Here is a 14,376-nt window from a genome sequence, read left to right as displayed (position 1 = left end):
CCTCCGATTTTGTTCAACTGACATAGAGATTGTTCGACCATGCGCAGCAGTCAATATTTACTATCTACTTTAAAAGAAACGCCCTCTGATGCTGAGATTGTCAGCCATCAGCTAATGCTGCGAGCCGGCATGATCCGAAAAGTGGCATCGGGACTCTACACATGGACCCCGACCGGTCTTCGTGTATTGAAGAAAGTTGAGCGTGTTGTACGCGAGGAAATGGAGCGTATCAACGCCTTAGAAATTTTAATGCCGATGGTGCAACCCGCTGACTTGTGGCAAGAGTCTGGCCGTTGGGATGACTATGGCCCTGAACTGTTGCGTATTAAAGATCGTCATGAGCGTGATTTCTTGTTAGGCCCGACCCATGAAGAGATTATTAGTGAGTTGGTAAGAAAAGAAGTCAGTAGCTATAAACAGTTGCCTTTGACACTGTTCCAGATTCAAACCAAGTTTCGTGACGAGATTCGCCCTCGTTTTGGGGTGATGCGTGCACGCGAGTTCATGATGAAAGACGCATACTCATTCCACTTAACGGATGAGTCACTGCAGCAAGCCTATGATGAAATGTACGACGCCTATTGCCGTATCTTCCAACGCTTAGGTCTAGACTTTAGACCGGTTATTGCTGATACAGGCTCGATTGGCGGTCACGCATCGCACGAATTTCATGTCCTAGCGGGCTCAGGAGAGGATGCCATCGCGTTCTCTGATGGTTCGGACTACGCGGCGAACGTGGAGATGGCAGAGGCAATCGCTCCGAAAACAAAGCGTTCACAACCCAGTCAAGATAAACAAGTACATGATGTTACAGGTCATGAAGTCAGTGCTTTCCTGCAGCCATTAGCTGTCGATGCACAACAAGCAGTACAATGTACTTTGGTCAAAGCCAGCGATGAAGTGGAGGCTGACGCCGTAATGTTAGTTTGGCGCGCGGACCACGAGCTGAATACCATTAAAGCTGAAAAGCTAACACAGATCGCAGCGCCCATTGAGGTGCTTGATAGCGATAAATTGATGGGTTGTCACGGCTCCTTTATCGGTCCTGTTAATGCATCAATGCCGGTCATCGTTGATCGCAGTGCCGCTGTGCTAGCCGACTTTGCTTGTGGCGCAAATAAACAGGGTCAGTGGTTGACTGGGGTCAACTGGGATCGCGATGCTGAAATCTCTGCTGTAGAAGACATTCGTAACGTTGTTGCAGGCGATCCGAGTCCATGTGGTCAAGGCACATTGCAGATTGCGCGTGGCATTGAAGTTGGTCATATTTTCCAATTAGGCAAAAAATACAGCAATGCGATGAAGGTGGGTGTATTGTCGGAAACGGGTAAACACGAAACCTTAACCATGGGTTGTTACGGGATCGGTGTTTCTCGCGTTGTCGCAGCTGCGATCGAACAATTCCACGATGACCGCGGTATCAACTGGCCAAATGAGTTAGCACCGTTTGAGGTTGCCATTGTACCAATGAATATGCATAAGTCGGCACGTGTACAAAAAGTTGCTAACGAACTTTATCAGCAACTTCGCGATGCCGGTTTTGATGTGCTATTCGACGATCGCAAAGAACGCCCAGGTGTTATGTTTACCGATATGGAATTGATCGGTGTGCCGCATCAAATCGTCATTGGTGAACGTAATCTCGATGAAGAAATGGTCGAGTATCAATCACGTAGTGACCGTGACAAACAAAAAATGCCGATTAACAGCGTGCTTGAGTTTTTGAATCAGACCTTGCGCAACGCATAATCACACTAGAAACCCCGCAAATGCGGGGTTTTTTATCAGCTTAACTTTCCTGTCCCGCCAATGGCTCGACATAGTGCAAATGCATATCCCACGGAAAGTGAATCCAAGTTTCTTGTTCAAGATCAGCGACATAATCGTCTACTAACTCAATACCCGCAGGCTTAGCGTAAACGGTGATAAACTTTGCCTTAGGCAAGCGTTTACGTAAAAACTTCAAGGTATTGCCCGTATCAACAAGATCGTCGACAACCAAGAAGCCCTCTCCATCTTCAGTGGCTGATACGTCTTTCAATAACGCCAACTCATCTTTTTGCTGATCGTGTGCATAGGAACTGACCGCAACACAGTCAACAGTACGTAAGTTTAATTCACGTGCAATAATCGCAGCTGGAACTAAACCGCCACGACTCACCGCGATTACACCTTTATATTGTTCAGCGGGTAACTGGCGGTGTGCCAACTCTCGTGTAGCGCGATGTAGTTCTTCCCAAGAAACAAAAAACTCTCTATTTGAGTGCCAACCCATAATCTGTTACCCCAACCAAATAAATTTACTAATAAATAATAACGCCAATAATACCACGCTAACGGTTAACTCTTTAGTCTTACCGGCCAGAAGCTTAATAACGACGTAACTGATAAACCCAAGCGCAATACCATCTGCGATAGAAAACGTGAGTGGTGTCATGAGTAGCACCACCATCACCGGTGCTGCTTCGGTAATGTCATTCCAATCAACATCCTGCAAAGTAAACAACATCAATACTGCGACATAAATAATTGCGCCGGCTGTTGCATACGGTGGAATCATGCCGGCTAATGGCGAGAAAAACATCGCTAAAAGAAACAAAACGCCGACCACCACTGCTGCAAGTCCCGTTTTACCGCCTGAGGCGACACCTGCGGCCGATTCGACATAACTGGTGGTAGTCGACGTACCCATCATTGAGCCAGCGACTGTCGCCGTGCTGTCGGCCATCAAAGCCCGCTCTAAACGAGGAAGACTACCATCCCTTTTAGCCAGTCCGGCCTTCTGAGCAACCGCCAATAACGTACCTGAGGTGTCGAACAAGTCGACAAACAAGAACGCAAAAATGACCGATAGCATACCTAAGTCAAATGCAGCCTCGATGTTCATCTGCATAAAAGTCGGTGCCAAGCTAGGCGGCATCGAAGCTATACCTGTAAAATCTACGTAACCTAGGACCCAGGCGATTAAGGTGATAGCAAGAATACTCATCAACGCAGCACCTTGAACACCTCGTGCTGCCAGTCCAATAATCGTAAAGAAACCAAACGCCGCGAGAATAACCGATGGATCGCCTAAGTGACCTAAAGTCACGATGGTGGCATCATTAGCCACCACAATATTCGCGTTCTTTAATCCAATAAGTGCTAAAAACGCGCCAATCCCCGCAGCGATCGCTCGCCGCAAGGTCATTGGAATGGACTGGATGATCCATTCCCGCACGCGAAAAACCGATAATATAAAGAAAGTAATACCAGAGAAAAACACAGCACCAAGGGCAGTCTGCCAATCGTACCCCATGCCGCCAACGACCGAATAGGTAAAAAACGCATTGAGCCCCATGCCGGGTGCTAAGGCGACTGGATAGTTCGCCCAAAACCCCATCACAAAACAACCTATTGCAGCAGCTAAACATGTGGCAACAAAAACGGCTCCGTAATCCATCCCTGCTTCACTCAGAATCGATGGGTTCACAAAAATAATATAAGCCATGGTTAAGAAGGTCGTAGCGCCGCCAATCACCTCCTTTTTCACCGAACTACCGCGACTGTAAAAGCCAAACCACTTATCTAACCAAGCCGCCACTGCTTGCATGAAATTCCCACCCTATTTGTGCAACAAATGCGATTTTTGGATTGAGCTTAAAAGCCGCGTATTCTATCCTATCGGGCAATAATTATGAATGCAGTATAAGGAATGAATCATGCCAACCGTATATTTTGTTGATGCCGAGGGTGGTCAACACGAGGCCGAAGTTGATGTAGGCACCAATGTCATGGAAGCCGCTACCGAAAATTTCATCGATGGGATCGTCGGTGAATGTGGGGGCGTTCTCTCATGTGCCACCTGTCATGTTTATGTCGACAAAGCTTGGTTAAGTAAATTACCTCAGGCCTCTGAGCAAGAAGAAGACATGCTCGATATGGCAATAGATCCGGAAGATAACAGCCGCCTGAGTTGTCAGATAGAAATGACTGAAGAGCTTGATGGTCTCGTTGTCCACCTACCGAAGCGTCAGTTTTAATCGACCGCTTCAATGCGCACGACTACCTCGTCATGATAACCCGTAATAACGGAAATCATGCCGGACCAAGCGTGGTCGAGCGCATCATCTCCTGAATCGATTCGCAGCGGACGCCCTTCCAAACCTTTTAATTTACTTTTTGTGGCGACTAACCAAACATTTTCTCGCCCCACCGCGTCTAAAACACGTGGACTTAATTGCTGGTTTCCGCGACCAATCACATGACCTTGACCACCAATCACAGTGAGCAGCAGCTTAACCTGCCCTGAAGAAACCTGCTTCACACGCTCATAGAGCTCTGATTCGGTCAGATCCTGTGCCAAAACATCGCCATCGTGGACCCAGTCAACACCGAGCAACGTATTATTCAATCCCATGTCTTCCATAATGGCGTTAATGGTTGAACCAGAACCAACAATTAAATGTTCGTCATCAAGACGCTCTTCAACTTCGGCTGCTATATCCGCCAACACCAGCTCATCGCTCTCTTTGCCGCCCATTTTCACCGCTTGGATATACTGCAACTCGTCAGGCACTAACATCTCGCCAAAACGTTTCGCTTTTACCGTACCTTGACGAAATAAATCTTCATCAATATCCATTACATCTGCATAACGGACACTGGATAGACCACCACTTATCATATTTTCTAAAACCCGAGATGCGGCTTTAGGACTAATACTGTATACACCTGAGTGAATTTTCACCCCCGCAGGAATACCGAGCACCAACTGTTCCGGCTTAATCGCAGTGTAGACATCACGAGCAGTTCCATCACCGCCGGCAAATACAATCACATCGGGATTGTGTTCTTGAATGGCTTTGATCGCAGCCTGTGTATCAGTCGCTTCTGTTTGTTGCGCTTGGGGTTGATATGCAATGTTATAATCAAAGCCCAACCCTGCGACGGCGTCAGCTCCCATAGACCCTGCTGCCGTTACAAAGTGGATCTGGTTAGCTAGATACTGCAGTTGCTGCAACGCCGTCGTTACTCGATGATTGGCTTTTGGCGTTGCACCTAACGCGAGTGCTGTTTGGCGAGTTTGCTCGCCGTCACTTCCTTTCAGTGCAACAGCACCACCAATACCTGCAAAAGGGTTTATCACTAATCCAATCGAGAAACGACGGCTATACTGCATGTATTAACTAAGCTCCATTCTCATCCGCAGACTCTTCGATAGCTTCGCCTGCATCTTCGACATCTTGTCCCATGCCCTCAATAGTAGAGCAACTTGCAAGACCCATTACCGCAATCAACATCGCAAAATAGCGTTTCATAATTCCTCCTCGTTGTTAACGTGCCAACGACTCGACTGAAGGCCAAGGTCGTTGGTAATAACGACATAATGCCTGAGCAAAAACTTTCGCTCTTGTCGGTAATGAAGTACGCATAAAATCGAAAAGTTGATCGCTTACTTTGTTATTAAAGGCTTGTCGATTAACCTCAACACCCGATAAGTTATCGACACTGACCTGAAACGGCACCCCGGCACAAACGGAAAATAACTTCTCGAGCGCTTGAGGCTTCACTTCGACCTTTTCAAACTGTTGCTGCTGCATTGCATTACGCCCGTCAGGCACATACCAATAACCGTAATCGAAGATATGGCGTCGCACCCGCCCAGCAATACACCAGTGCGCTACCTCATGAAGTGCTGAAGCAAAAAAGCCGTGAGCGAATACCACTTGATGATAAGTTTCACCTTCGGCGGCTGGACGATAATAGGGCTCATCGTCACCGCGCACCAATATCGTGTGCTCAGTATCTGCAAAACACTGATTAAAAATATCGACTAATTGCTGGTAGTGACGTGACTGGTGCTCACAGCTAACTTCGCTGGACGCCTGCATTCTGACCTCTATCACGTAAAAAATGATCAACTAAAACCAAAGCCATCATCGCCTCAACGATAGGAACAGCACGAATACCAACACACGGATCGTGGCGCCCTTTGGTAACGATATCAACGGCTTCACCTTCAGTCGTAATCGTTTTACCGGGAATACTAATGCTTGAGGTGGGCTTAAACGCCACTTCTGCGTTTACCGTCTGCCCTGTTGAAATCCCGCCGAGCACACCGCCGGCATGATTAGATTGGAATCCTTCTATGGTCATTTCGTCGCGATGTTCACTGCCGCGTTGGGTGACTACATCAAAACCATCACCCACAGCGACCGCCTTAGCCGCATTAATGCTCATCAGTGCCTTAGCAATATCCGCATCAAGCCTATCGAATACAGGCTCGCCCCAACCCACTGGTACGCCGCAGGCCTCAACGTAAATGCGTGCGCCTACTGAGTCACCCTGCTTTTTAAGCTCGCGAATTAACGCATCCATAGGCTCGACCGCATCGGGATTTGCGCAGAAAAACGCATTCCCATTAACCGCAGACCAATCTTTAACTGGCGCAACAACCGACCCCATTTGTGTTAATGCGGCACGAATGCTAATACCTTGCTGAGCCAATACCTTAGCTGCGATCGCGCCAGCCGCAACCCGCATCGCGGTCTCGCGTGCGGATGAACGACCGCCACCGCGGTAATCGCGAATACCGTATTTTTTTTGATAAGTATAATCGGCATGCCCGGGGCGAAATTGTTGCTTAATAGCGCTGTAATCTTGGCTGCGTTGGTCTTGATTGCGAATAAGTAAACCGATCGGAGTCCCCGTGGTGCGCCCTTCAAACACGCCCGACAGGATCTCAACTTGGTCAGGTTCTTGTCGCTGTGTGGTATAGCGACTGGTCCCTGGACGCCGCCGATCAAGTGCTTGCTGAATATCTTCGCAGCTAAGCTCGATTCCGGCTGGGCAGCCATCGACTACTGCACCTAGCCCCACACCATGGCTCTCACCAAAAGTGCTTACTGTAAATAATTTGCCCCAGGTGTTCCCGGCCATTTCTCGCTCCTACGCCTTTCCGTAACAAGCACGATGGTGTTCGAGTTGCGCTTTATTGAGCACAAAGACACCGTGCCCGCCGCGCTCAAATTCCAACCAAATAAAGCCTGTTTCAGGATACTTCTCATCGAGTGCTGCCATTGAATTACCGACCTCACAAAATAATAAGCCGTTATCTGTTAAATGATCAGCCGCTTCTAACAACATCGTATCCACGAGGCTCAAGCCATCGTCGCCAGCCGCCAAACCTAGTTCAGGTTCATGCCGAAACTCATCTGGCAGATCAGACATATCCTCAGCGTCAACATAAGGCGGGTTAGTTACAATTAAGTCATATTGTTGACCCTGCAAACCGACAAATATATCCGACTGAATGGGAAAGACTTGCTCTTCAAGCCCATGTTCCCCGATATTGAATTCAGCCACGCTCAACGCATCGGCAGAAATATCTGTCGCATCGATCTCGGCTTCTGGAAACGCGTAGGCACACGCGATCGCTATACAGCCACTGCCCGTACACATGTCCAGGACACGCTCAGGCGCTTGAGTAAGCCAGGGCTGAAAACCTTGCTCGATAAGCTCGGCGAATGGCGAACGCGGCACTAACACACGCTCATCGACGTAGAAAGGTAAACCTGCAAACCACGCTTGATTCAAAAGATAAGCGGCTGGTTTCCTATCAGCAATGCGTTTTCCGAGCAACTCGACGTACTGTGTCTTTTCTTGCTGAGTTAAACGACAATGCCTCATATCGATGAGTTCATCCGGTGTGAGCGATAAAACGTAGCCAAGCAACGCACGCGCTTCTTCCACTGCGTTTGCATACCCATGGCCAAAGTAGGTACCTGCTTTGCCCATTTGACTAACACTCCAACGCAAAATATCGTCAATGGTGTGTAGTTCATTCACGGCTTGCTGAGTAGCTTCTGAATCCAAACTTATCCCCTGCTATTAAATCGGTTATACTTAACTGCCGTATAAGATACCTTAAGCAGCGCTAGGAATCATCCATCATGGCTTCAAAATACAAAGCAAAACTGGAAAATAGTGGCGACCAAGAAAGCCGGTCAGATGCTGACGAACATCAGCTATTTCGACAAGCTATGGCGGGTATCAAGCCGTTAAAAAATGATGAGATTGAGCCTTTATCAGCGCGACAAAAAGTCAACCGCAAGCGCCACAAACAGCAAAAACAAGCGATAAAGCAAGTTCAAGATGTGGTTAACGATACCTTCTCTGACAACTTCGAGGGCTATCTCGGTGATGATAAAATCAACTATACAGCGCCTGGAGAAAGTCGCTACTTGACGAAACAACTAAAGCGAGGCGAGTTTGCCCCCGAGATGTTACTTGATTTACATGGCCTGACAGTTGCGCAAGCCAAACAAGAACTTGCTGCAATGCTGACAGCTTGCGAAAACGAGTTGATCACGTGCTGCTCAGTAATGCACGGGCATGGGACGGGGGTTCTAAAAAAGCAACTCCCTCATTGGCTTATTCAACATCCCGCTGTTCGAGCTTTCCATCAAGCGCCGCGAGCATACGGCGGCGATGCAGCCATACTTATTCTTTTGCAGTCTCCAGAATAGGTGCTAACAATGCTCGGGTTGCATCAGTTGCTGTAAGCGTCCTGTCCCCGTCTGCGGATCAAACTCAATTTCGGCGATTGCTGCCGTTGCAAAGATCGGTGGTTGCTGTGCTTTGTCGATTTCAGCAACCAAGTAACTCACTAAGGGCATATGAGTAACAATCAAAGCGGTGGTCACACCCGCTACCGAAATTTCAGCAGCAAGCTCAGTCACCGTTTCATGAACGCGCTTTTCTGGTGTTAAACAAGATAACGTTTTAAGTTGCTGGCAGTTCAACCGCTCATTCATCACGTTTTGTGTTTCTTGAGCACGCCGATAAGGGCTGGCATAGCATTGTTCCAAACTTTCACATTGCTGACTCAGCCATTCACTTGCCTGCTGGACTTCAGTAATACCTTCATCCGTAAGCCGGCGTTCGCTGTCTGGCCACGCATCAGACATTGGTTCGGCTTGACCATGTCGCATGATATAAAGCTTCATCCCAACTCCTACTTCGCCTATTCGCTCGTTCGACGTTTCGTATCCGGACGACCACCGGTCACTTTATCGGCGCGTCCTTCTTGTTTAGCCCGCTCCGCTCGCTTCTTACGTATCGCTTTTGGATCGGCTATTAGAGGACGGTAAATTTCGATGCGATCGCCATCACGCGGCTGAGCATCTAGTTTGGTCGCCTTGCTCCAAATACCCACTTTTTGTTGTTCGAGATCGATTTCAACAAATTGCTGCTGTATTCCAGACCGCTCAATACACGTTTTCACATCGGTTCCTTCTGGAACCGTGACCGTAACAATCGCTTGTCGCTCTGGCGTTGCATAAGCAACTTCAACCATCATCATCGCCATCATTAGCCATAAACCTGCTTAGCACGTTTCGCAAAGGCATCGACCATGCGCGCTGTGACTTCGCTGAATATCTTACCAAATGCCATGCCCAATAAACGGTTTGAAAACTCAAACGTTAAATCAAATTGAATTTTGCAGGCATCATCGGCAAGCGGAATGAATTGCCATCCACCGCTTAGAGATTCAAAAGGTCCATCTTCTAGCGTCATATCTATCCGCTCTGGCTTGAAAAGACGGTTGCGCGTAGTGAACCTTTTTTTAATGCCGGCCTTACTAATATCAAGACTTGCGATTTTAAAATCAGGCTCAGACTCATGCACTTGCGATCCAACACATCCCGGCACAAACTCAGGATATGATTCGATGTCGTTAACTAAATTAAACATCTGCTCAGCACTGTATGAGACAAGCGCGCTTTTTGATATGCTAGGCATGAATCCTCTATCGCTTACTTCGTTTAGCGCAATGATAACTCAAACACGTATTCATTGAAGCCCTTAAAATGAATTTTCTTTTAGTTTTTCATGGGTATAATAGTTGCCATGAGTAAGAAAAAATCACAGACAAATAGTTCGACCATCGCACTGAATAAGAAAGCACGTCACGAATACTTTCTTGAAGAAAAATTCGAGGCGGGAATCAGTCTACAAGGCTGGGAAGTTAAAAGCATTCGTGAAGGAAAGGTCAACATCCGCGACAGCTACGTCATTATGAAAAATGGCGAGGCTTATTTATTGGGAGCAGAGATCCAACCACTGACCCAAGCATCCAGTCATGTCTACTGTGAGCCCGACCGCTCTCGTAAACTACTGCTCAAGAAGAAAGAGCTTGATAAACTTATCGGTGCCTCAGAGCGCGAGGGCTTTGCTGTCGTAGCAACTGCCATGTATTGGAAGCATTGCTGGGTAAAACTGGAGTGCTACTTAGCCAAAGGCAAAAAGTCTCACGACAAACGCGATACGGTAAAAGAGCGTGATTGGCAACGTCAGAAGTCACGTATTCTTAAACACTCTGTCCGTTAATACTGCACAATGTCGGGGCGGGTCAGCAATTCTACGCGAATCGCGTTATCAAGTGGAATCACTTTAAAGTAGTCCGTCAGGTAACGCGCCTGAGTCTGAGTCACTGATGGAATCTTCGCAAAGTACGTGCCGTTATCGAGTGTCACATCAGCTCGCCAAGGCACCTCTGACTGTGTTAAATAGTTATTGAATTCACTGGGTGAAGGTGTTCTTTGCAGCCGCGATGACAAAACCTGCCAGGCATCATTGAGCATGGTAATTCGCTCTCGTAACAATGCGCCGGCAAGCCAATGTCCGCGCTGCAAAGTGATCATGTAAAAGCCAGCGGGTATCATCAAATTTGTAATAGCAAGCAGCATTAAGCCCACCGCATAGCCGTGACTAAATTTTTTCATGCTCTAGTTTGACGCGTTGCAGCTTAAGTAACAGGGTAAGCAGTCGCTCATCCTCGTCCGGTAAACGTTGTAGTTCCGTGCGCGCCCGCATCAAGGTTGCTGTAGTTTGTCGCAACTCTGTTAATGCCAAGTTATGCCAGACATCGGCCTCATGAGGATTGAGCTTCACGGATTGTTTGTAAGCTTCTCTCGCGGCCTCAAGCCGATGCTGACGCAAATGAATGTTCCCCATTAACCGCCAGCTATCAGCACTCCCTGCACCATTCTGATGGAGCGCATTTAGCTGTTGTTCAGCGGACAGTAGGTCGCCCTGCTCATACCACGATTTAGCACTACCTAGCTGGTACTGAGCGTACTGAGGGGACTGTGGAGTGCTCGCGCACGCCGTCAACGATAATGCGAATAGCCCAGCGATTCTTCTCATTTTGTCTCCTTTCTAACTGAAATTGTAAGTCAATCCATGACTCAAGCGGATACGGGCACAGCGCGCAGACCTCAATGAGTGTTTGCGCCCGTGGCTGCCAGTAAACTCGGTTTGGCTCTAGCATTCGTTTAATCGCGATAACTCGAGCATGCGCATCCAAAGCGACAACATCGATAGGAAAGCGCAAACCGAAAGTATGCACGGTTTGACAGCGGGGAAACCAAAAGGCACTTAAAGGCGTCAGTTCTCGTACTCCCGTTACTCCACGAAAGCGCTCTCTAAAGCCGGTCAAATAGTGAGTATCCGGCCACAATAGCTCACTGAACATTAGTAACCCCCTTGGTATAACTGAATAAATATGGGACCCAAAATGACCAAGAAATTGACCGGAAAAAAGCAACTGAGTAATGGAAGCAAGAGTTTTACAGGCGCTTCCTGCGCTTTCTTCTCTGCTAAATTGAGCTGTTCATCTCTTAGCTGCTCAGAGAAAAACAGCAGCGCCTCTGTTAAACTGTTGCCTTGTTGGTAACCTCTGTTTAGCAACTTGCACCACTCACTGAGCGCGTTCACGCGATAAAGATCAGCTAAACCTGTGAAGGCACTGGTTAGATCTCGTCCACGTCTAATTTGCTGTCCCACATAGCTGATTTCGTTAGCCAGGTAACCCATACTAGATGCTTTAGACACTCGGTCTAACGCTGGAATCAAAGGCAGTCCAGACGCCAACATCATCGCGAGCAAATCGCTAAAGTCGGGTAGTTCCCGATATATTCGGGCTTGTTTACTACGAAATTGCCGCTGACCACGTTGTATGATGAATGCAGTAAGTAAAGTTAACATCATCATTAACCAGCTCAACTGTAAAACGAGACTCACTAAAGCGAGCAGTGCGATGACGCATGCAAAAGTGACCACACGCACCTGAAAATTATCGGCTTGCTGCTCTAAATCAAACCAGCGACGTAACATCACACGTGTTCGCACCGGTATTTTTTGATACAACATGTCGCAAACCGATTCCCACCATTGCCCAAGGCGAAGTCTACGCATTAGCCAAATTAGCAATGCACTCGTAAGACAACACAACAAAAATAGGCAAACAACAATGACAATCAACTGCATCAGAAATCATCGGTATTTAAAATTCGCTTAACCATCATCGCACCTATGAGCGTCAACACAATTGCCACGCCGAGTGCAACCTGACCTATCAAGGTGTTCGTTAGATAAGCCGTATGTGTCGGCTTCATCCAGTTAAGCAGCAAGAATAACGCCAGCGGCATACAGATAAGCACCCAAGCTTGCATCCGTCCCTGTGCCGATAGCGCTTGCTGCCGGTCGCGTACCTTTTGTTGCTGACCCAAATTTTCAGCCAACCGACGAAGCACTTGCGATTGTTGTCCACCGTTGCGATAACCCAGCGTGAGCGCTTGCACGACCAACGTGATGCTAAAAATTGGTACTCGACGTTGCCAGTCAGTCAGCGCGGTTGGTAAGTCATCACCCAACCTGACTTGACGTATAAGCTCGTTGACCTCTTGCCCCAACGGCGCTTCAAATTCATCAAATAAACTCGTTACCGCATTCACCATACTCATACCAGACTTAAGTTGATTGGATAGATTCATTAGCAGCATGGGCAGCTGTCTTTGCAACGCACGATAGCGCTTATTTCTCATTCTTCGATAGAGAACTGGAGGCGACACTACGCATACCAGCAGGGTCACTAGCGCTGCCTTGCCTCCCCACACCAAACCCGCTAATAAAGGTAAACTAGCGCACGCAAACAAGTAGCCTCGAATCAGCCACTTAACGGGTAAAAATACAAAAAACTCTTGTAGTGAGCGCTGCGTATGTTGAGCAAGCGTCCCCTCGAATGCTTGAATTCGATTCTTGTTGAGCTGACGCATCCACGCCAGCCACACGACGGTAGTCATTAGAACGCAGCCAACGACAGCGATTAACATCACCTTACTCCATCAGCGTTTGAGCAATTTTCTCTTTCACTTCTGACGCTTGTGACGCGGCGAATCGCGCGGGCATTCCCTGACTAACTAAGCCCGATTTTCCTCGTTCACGAGCAAATAAGGCACCAATTTGCAATGTTTCACCATCTATTCCGGTTACTTCATCAATGCTGGTTACGACGCGTTCACCTGTACTTAAACGAGCGGTTTGAACGATGATGTCAACCGCACTTGCAATCTGCTGTCGAATGGCAAACACAGGCAAGTCCATAGACCCCATCAAAACCATAATTTCCAACCGCCGCACGGCATCTCGTGCGGTGTTTGCATGGACGGTGCTTAGTGACCCCGCATGCCCCGTATTCATCGCCTGTAACATATCAAGTGCCTCAGCACCACGACACTCACCCACCACAATACGATCAGGACGCATACGCAATGAGTTAATAACTAAATCGCGAATGTGAATCGCCCCTTTGCCTTCTTGGTTCTTCGGGCGAGCCTCAAGACTGACCAAGTTTTGATGCTGTAATCGAAGCTCCGCAGCATCCTCAATAGTAACGATTCGCTCATTACTCGGAATGAAGGAAGACAACGTATTGAGCAATGTTGTTTTACCACTCCCCGTTCCTCCGGAAATAATAATATTCTGTCGGCATTCAACGGCCAGTTTGAGAAATTCGGCAGCTTTAGGTGATAGCGATTTATAGTTAATTAAATCATCAATGGTTAAGGGCTTTGCGGAAAACTTCCGAATAGTAATACAGCTCCCTTTTACGGCTAGAGGTTGTAAGACCGCGTTCACACGAGATCCATCCGGTAGGCGTGCATCGACCATCGGTGAGGAATCGTCGATATGCCGCCCCAGTGGTAACACTATTCGCTCAATCACGCGACGTAGGCTCGGCTCATCACTAAACGTTAAGCCCGAATCTGCAAGCCTACCTGAACGCTCAATAAAAATTTGATCGTGACGATTAACCATAATCTCAGAAACGCTATCATCCCGTAATAAAGTCTCGATGGGACCTAGGCCCAGAACTTCGTCAATCACGTCAGCCACCGCTCCTTCCGAGACTTCACTTTGTTGCGAGTGCAAATCCAGTAAATAGCGTTTCGCGTGTTCTCGTAACTGATTTGCTGGCATATCTTGAAGCCCGCTTTGGCGTTGCTGCAAATGATTTTTCAATGCTTGTCTAAGTTGTTGCTTATTCAT

Annotated in this window: 20 protein-coding genes; 4 read left to right on the top strand and 16 right to left on the bottom strand. The window is 47.8% G+C overall.

All coding sequences use genetic code 11. The features are described 5' to 3' along the window. Nucleotides 1-39 precede the first annotated feature (39 nt). Nucleotides 40-1,749 (top strand): proline--tRNA ligase, encoded by a 1,710-nt coding sequence (locus AWU56_RS03350; RefSeq protein ID WP_286681755.1) that lies wholly within the window; start codon nt 40-42, stop codon nt 1,747-1,749. A 40-nt stretch (nt 1,750-1,789) separates the two neighbouring features. Here the strand turns inward: AWU56_RS03350 and gpt are convergent, their stop codons facing one another. Together gpt and AWU56_RS03340 are read right to left on the bottom strand one after the other, a co-directional pair. Beyond that, a complete protein-coding gene (gpt, locus tag AWU56_RS03345; RefSeq protein WP_006955255.1) occupies nt 1,790-2,275 on the bottom strand; it encodes a xanthine phosphoribosyltransferase in 486 nt (161 codons plus the stop codon). A 6-nt stretch (nt 2,276-2,281) separates the two neighbouring features. After that, nucleotides 2,282-3,592, bottom strand: a complete 1,311-nt coding sequence (locus AWU56_RS03340; protein WP_006955254.1) for an NCS2 family permease — start codon at nt 3,590-3,592, stop codon at nt 2,282-2,284. 109 nt (nt 3,593-3,701) lie between these two features. Here AWU56_RS03340 and AWU56_RS03335 point away from each other — a divergent pair, with 109 nt between their 5' ends. Next, a complete protein-coding gene (locus AWU56_RS03335; protein ID WP_006955253.1) occupies nt 3,702-4,022 on the top strand; it encodes a 2Fe-2S iron-sulfur cluster-binding protein in 321 nt (106 codons plus the stop codon). Here the strand turns inward: AWU56_RS03335 and AWU56_RS03330 are convergent. From AWU56_RS03330 to prmB, 5 genes are read right to left on the bottom strand one after another with little or no spacing between them, the layout of a single operon-like run. After that, nucleotides 4,019-5,161 carry an ATP-NAD kinase family protein gene (locus tag AWU56_RS03330; protein WP_286681754.1) on the bottom strand — a complete coding sequence of 381 codons (1,143 nt, stop codon included), beginning with the start codon at nt 5,159-5,161 and terminating at the stop codon, nt 4,019-4,021. The two genes, AWU56_RS03335 and AWU56_RS03330, sit on opposite strands and share 4 nt — an antisense overlap. Before the next feature lie 7 nt (nt 5,162-5,168). Further along, nucleotides 5,169-5,300: an entericidin A/B family lipoprotein gene (locus AWU56_RS03325; RefSeq protein WP_006955251.1), complete on the bottom strand. Its 132-nt coding sequence runs from the start codon at nt 5,298-5,300 to the stop codon at nt 5,169-5,171. Between the two features lie 15 nt (nt 5,301-5,315). After that, nucleotides 5,316-5,873 carry an elongation factor P hydroxylase gene (locus tag AWU56_RS03320; protein WP_286681753.1) on the bottom strand — a complete coding sequence of 186 codons (558 nt, stop codon included), beginning with the start codon at nt 5,871-5,873 and terminating at the stop codon, nt 5,316-5,318. After that, nucleotides 5,851-6,921 (bottom strand): chorismate synthase, encoded by a 1,071-nt coding sequence (gene aroC, locus AWU56_RS03315; RefSeq protein ID WP_006955249.1) that lies wholly within the window; start codon nt 6,919-6,921, stop codon nt 5,851-5,853. The genes AWU56_RS03320 and aroC overlap by 23 nt, the downstream gene beginning before the upstream one ends. A 9-nt stretch (nt 6,922-6,930) precedes the next feature. Then, nucleotides 6,931-7,857 carry a 50S ribosomal protein L3 N(5)-glutamine methyltransferase gene (prmB, locus tag AWU56_RS03310; RefSeq protein WP_286681752.1) on the bottom strand — a complete coding sequence of 309 codons (927 nt, stop codon included), beginning with the start codon at nt 7,855-7,857 and terminating at the stop codon, nt 6,931-6,933. Nucleotides 7,858-7,934: 77 nt separating this feature from the next. Here prmB and smrB point away from each other — a divergent pair, with 77 nt between their 5' ends. Then, on the top strand, nt 7,935-8,510 hold the full coding sequence (gene smrB / locus AWU56_RS03305; RefSeq protein ID WP_006955247.1) for an endonuclease SmrB: 576 nt from the start codon (nt 7,935-7,937) through the stop codon (nt 8,508-8,510). Nucleotides 8,511-8,513: 3 nt separating this feature from the next. Here smrB and sixA read toward each other — a convergent pair whose 3' ends face one another. From sixA to AWU56_RS03290, 3 genes are read right to left on the bottom strand one after another with little or no spacing between them, the layout of a single operon-like run. Then, a complete protein-coding gene (sixA, locus tag AWU56_RS03300) occupies nt 8,514-8,990 on the bottom strand; it encodes a phosphohistidine phosphatase SixA (protein ID WP_006955246.1) in 477 nt (158 codons plus the stop codon). A 17-nt stretch (nt 8,991-9,007) separates the two neighbouring features. After that, on the bottom strand, nt 9,008-9,355 hold the full coding sequence (locus AWU56_RS03295) for an RnfH family protein (protein WP_006955245.1): 348 nt from the start codon (nt 9,353-9,355) through the stop codon (nt 9,008-9,010). Beyond that, nucleotides 9,355-9,786 carry a type II toxin-antitoxin system RatA family toxin gene (locus AWU56_RS03290; RefSeq protein WP_006955244.1) on the bottom strand — a complete coding sequence of 144 codons (432 nt, stop codon included), beginning with the start codon at nt 9,784-9,786 and terminating at the stop codon, nt 9,355-9,357. The genes AWU56_RS03295 and AWU56_RS03290 overlap by 1 nt, the downstream gene beginning before the upstream one ends. Nucleotides 9,787-9,894: 108 nt before the next feature. On the opposite strand from AWU56_RS03290, the gene smpB reads away from it, so the two are divergent. Then, nucleotides 9,895-10,374 (top strand): SsrA-binding protein SmpB, encoded by a 480-nt coding sequence (gene smpB, locus AWU56_RS03285; RefSeq protein ID WP_006955243.1) that lies wholly within the window; start codon nt 9,895-9,897, stop codon nt 10,372-10,374. Here the strand turns inward: smpB and AWU56_RS03280 are convergent. From AWU56_RS03280 to AWU56_RS03255, 6 genes are all read right to left on the bottom strand, one after another. Then, nucleotides 10,371-10,769 (bottom strand): hypothetical protein, encoded by a 399-nt coding sequence (locus AWU56_RS03280; protein ID WP_286681751.1) that lies wholly within the window; start codon nt 10,767-10,769, stop codon nt 10,371-10,373. The two genes, smpB and AWU56_RS03280, sit on opposite strands and share 4 nt — an antisense overlap. Then, on the bottom strand, nt 10,756-11,193 hold the full coding sequence (locus tag AWU56_RS03275) for a tetratricopeptide repeat protein (protein ID WP_083773239.1): 438 nt from the start codon (nt 11,191-11,193) through the stop codon (nt 10,756-10,758). The genes AWU56_RS03280 and AWU56_RS03275 overlap by 14 nt, the downstream gene beginning before the upstream one ends. Continuing rightward, complete coding sequence (locus AWU56_RS03270; protein WP_286681750.1) at nt 11,102-11,521, bottom strand: DUF192 domain-containing protein; 420 nt, start codon at nt 11,519-11,521, stop codon at nt 11,102-11,104. The genes AWU56_RS03275 and AWU56_RS03270 overlap by 92 nt, the downstream gene beginning before the upstream one ends. After that, nucleotides 11,521-12,198, bottom strand: coding sequence for a type II secretion system F family protein (locus AWU56_RS03265; RefSeq protein WP_050749978.1), 678 nt, complete (start codon nt 12,196-12,198; stop codon nt 11,521-11,523). Before AWU56_RS03265 ends, AWU56_RS03270 begins: the two co-directional genes overlap by 1 nt. A 116-nt stretch (nt 12,199-12,314) precedes the next feature. Beyond that, nucleotides 12,315-13,160, bottom strand: coding sequence for a type II secretion system F family protein (locus tag AWU56_RS03260; protein WP_006955238.1), 846 nt, complete (start codon nt 13,158-13,160; stop codon nt 12,315-12,317). Between the two features lie 4 nt (nt 13,161-13,164). Continuing rightward, the gene (locus AWU56_RS03255; protein ID WP_006955237.1) at nt 13,165-14,376 is read right to left on the bottom strand and encodes a TadA family conjugal transfer-associated ATPase; all 1,212 of its coding nucleotides are present in this window, start codon (nt 14,374-14,376) and stop codon (nt 13,165-13,167) included.

Source organism: Idiomarina sp. T82-3 (genome assembly GCF_001577655.1).
GTDB classification, from domain to species: Bacteria; Pseudomonadota; Gammaproteobacteria; order Enterobacterales; family Alteromonadaceae; genus Idiomarina; species Idiomarina baltica.
The sequence above is the reverse complement of the archived record's forward strand: the minus strand, read 5'-3'. Positions and strand labels throughout refer to the sequence as shown.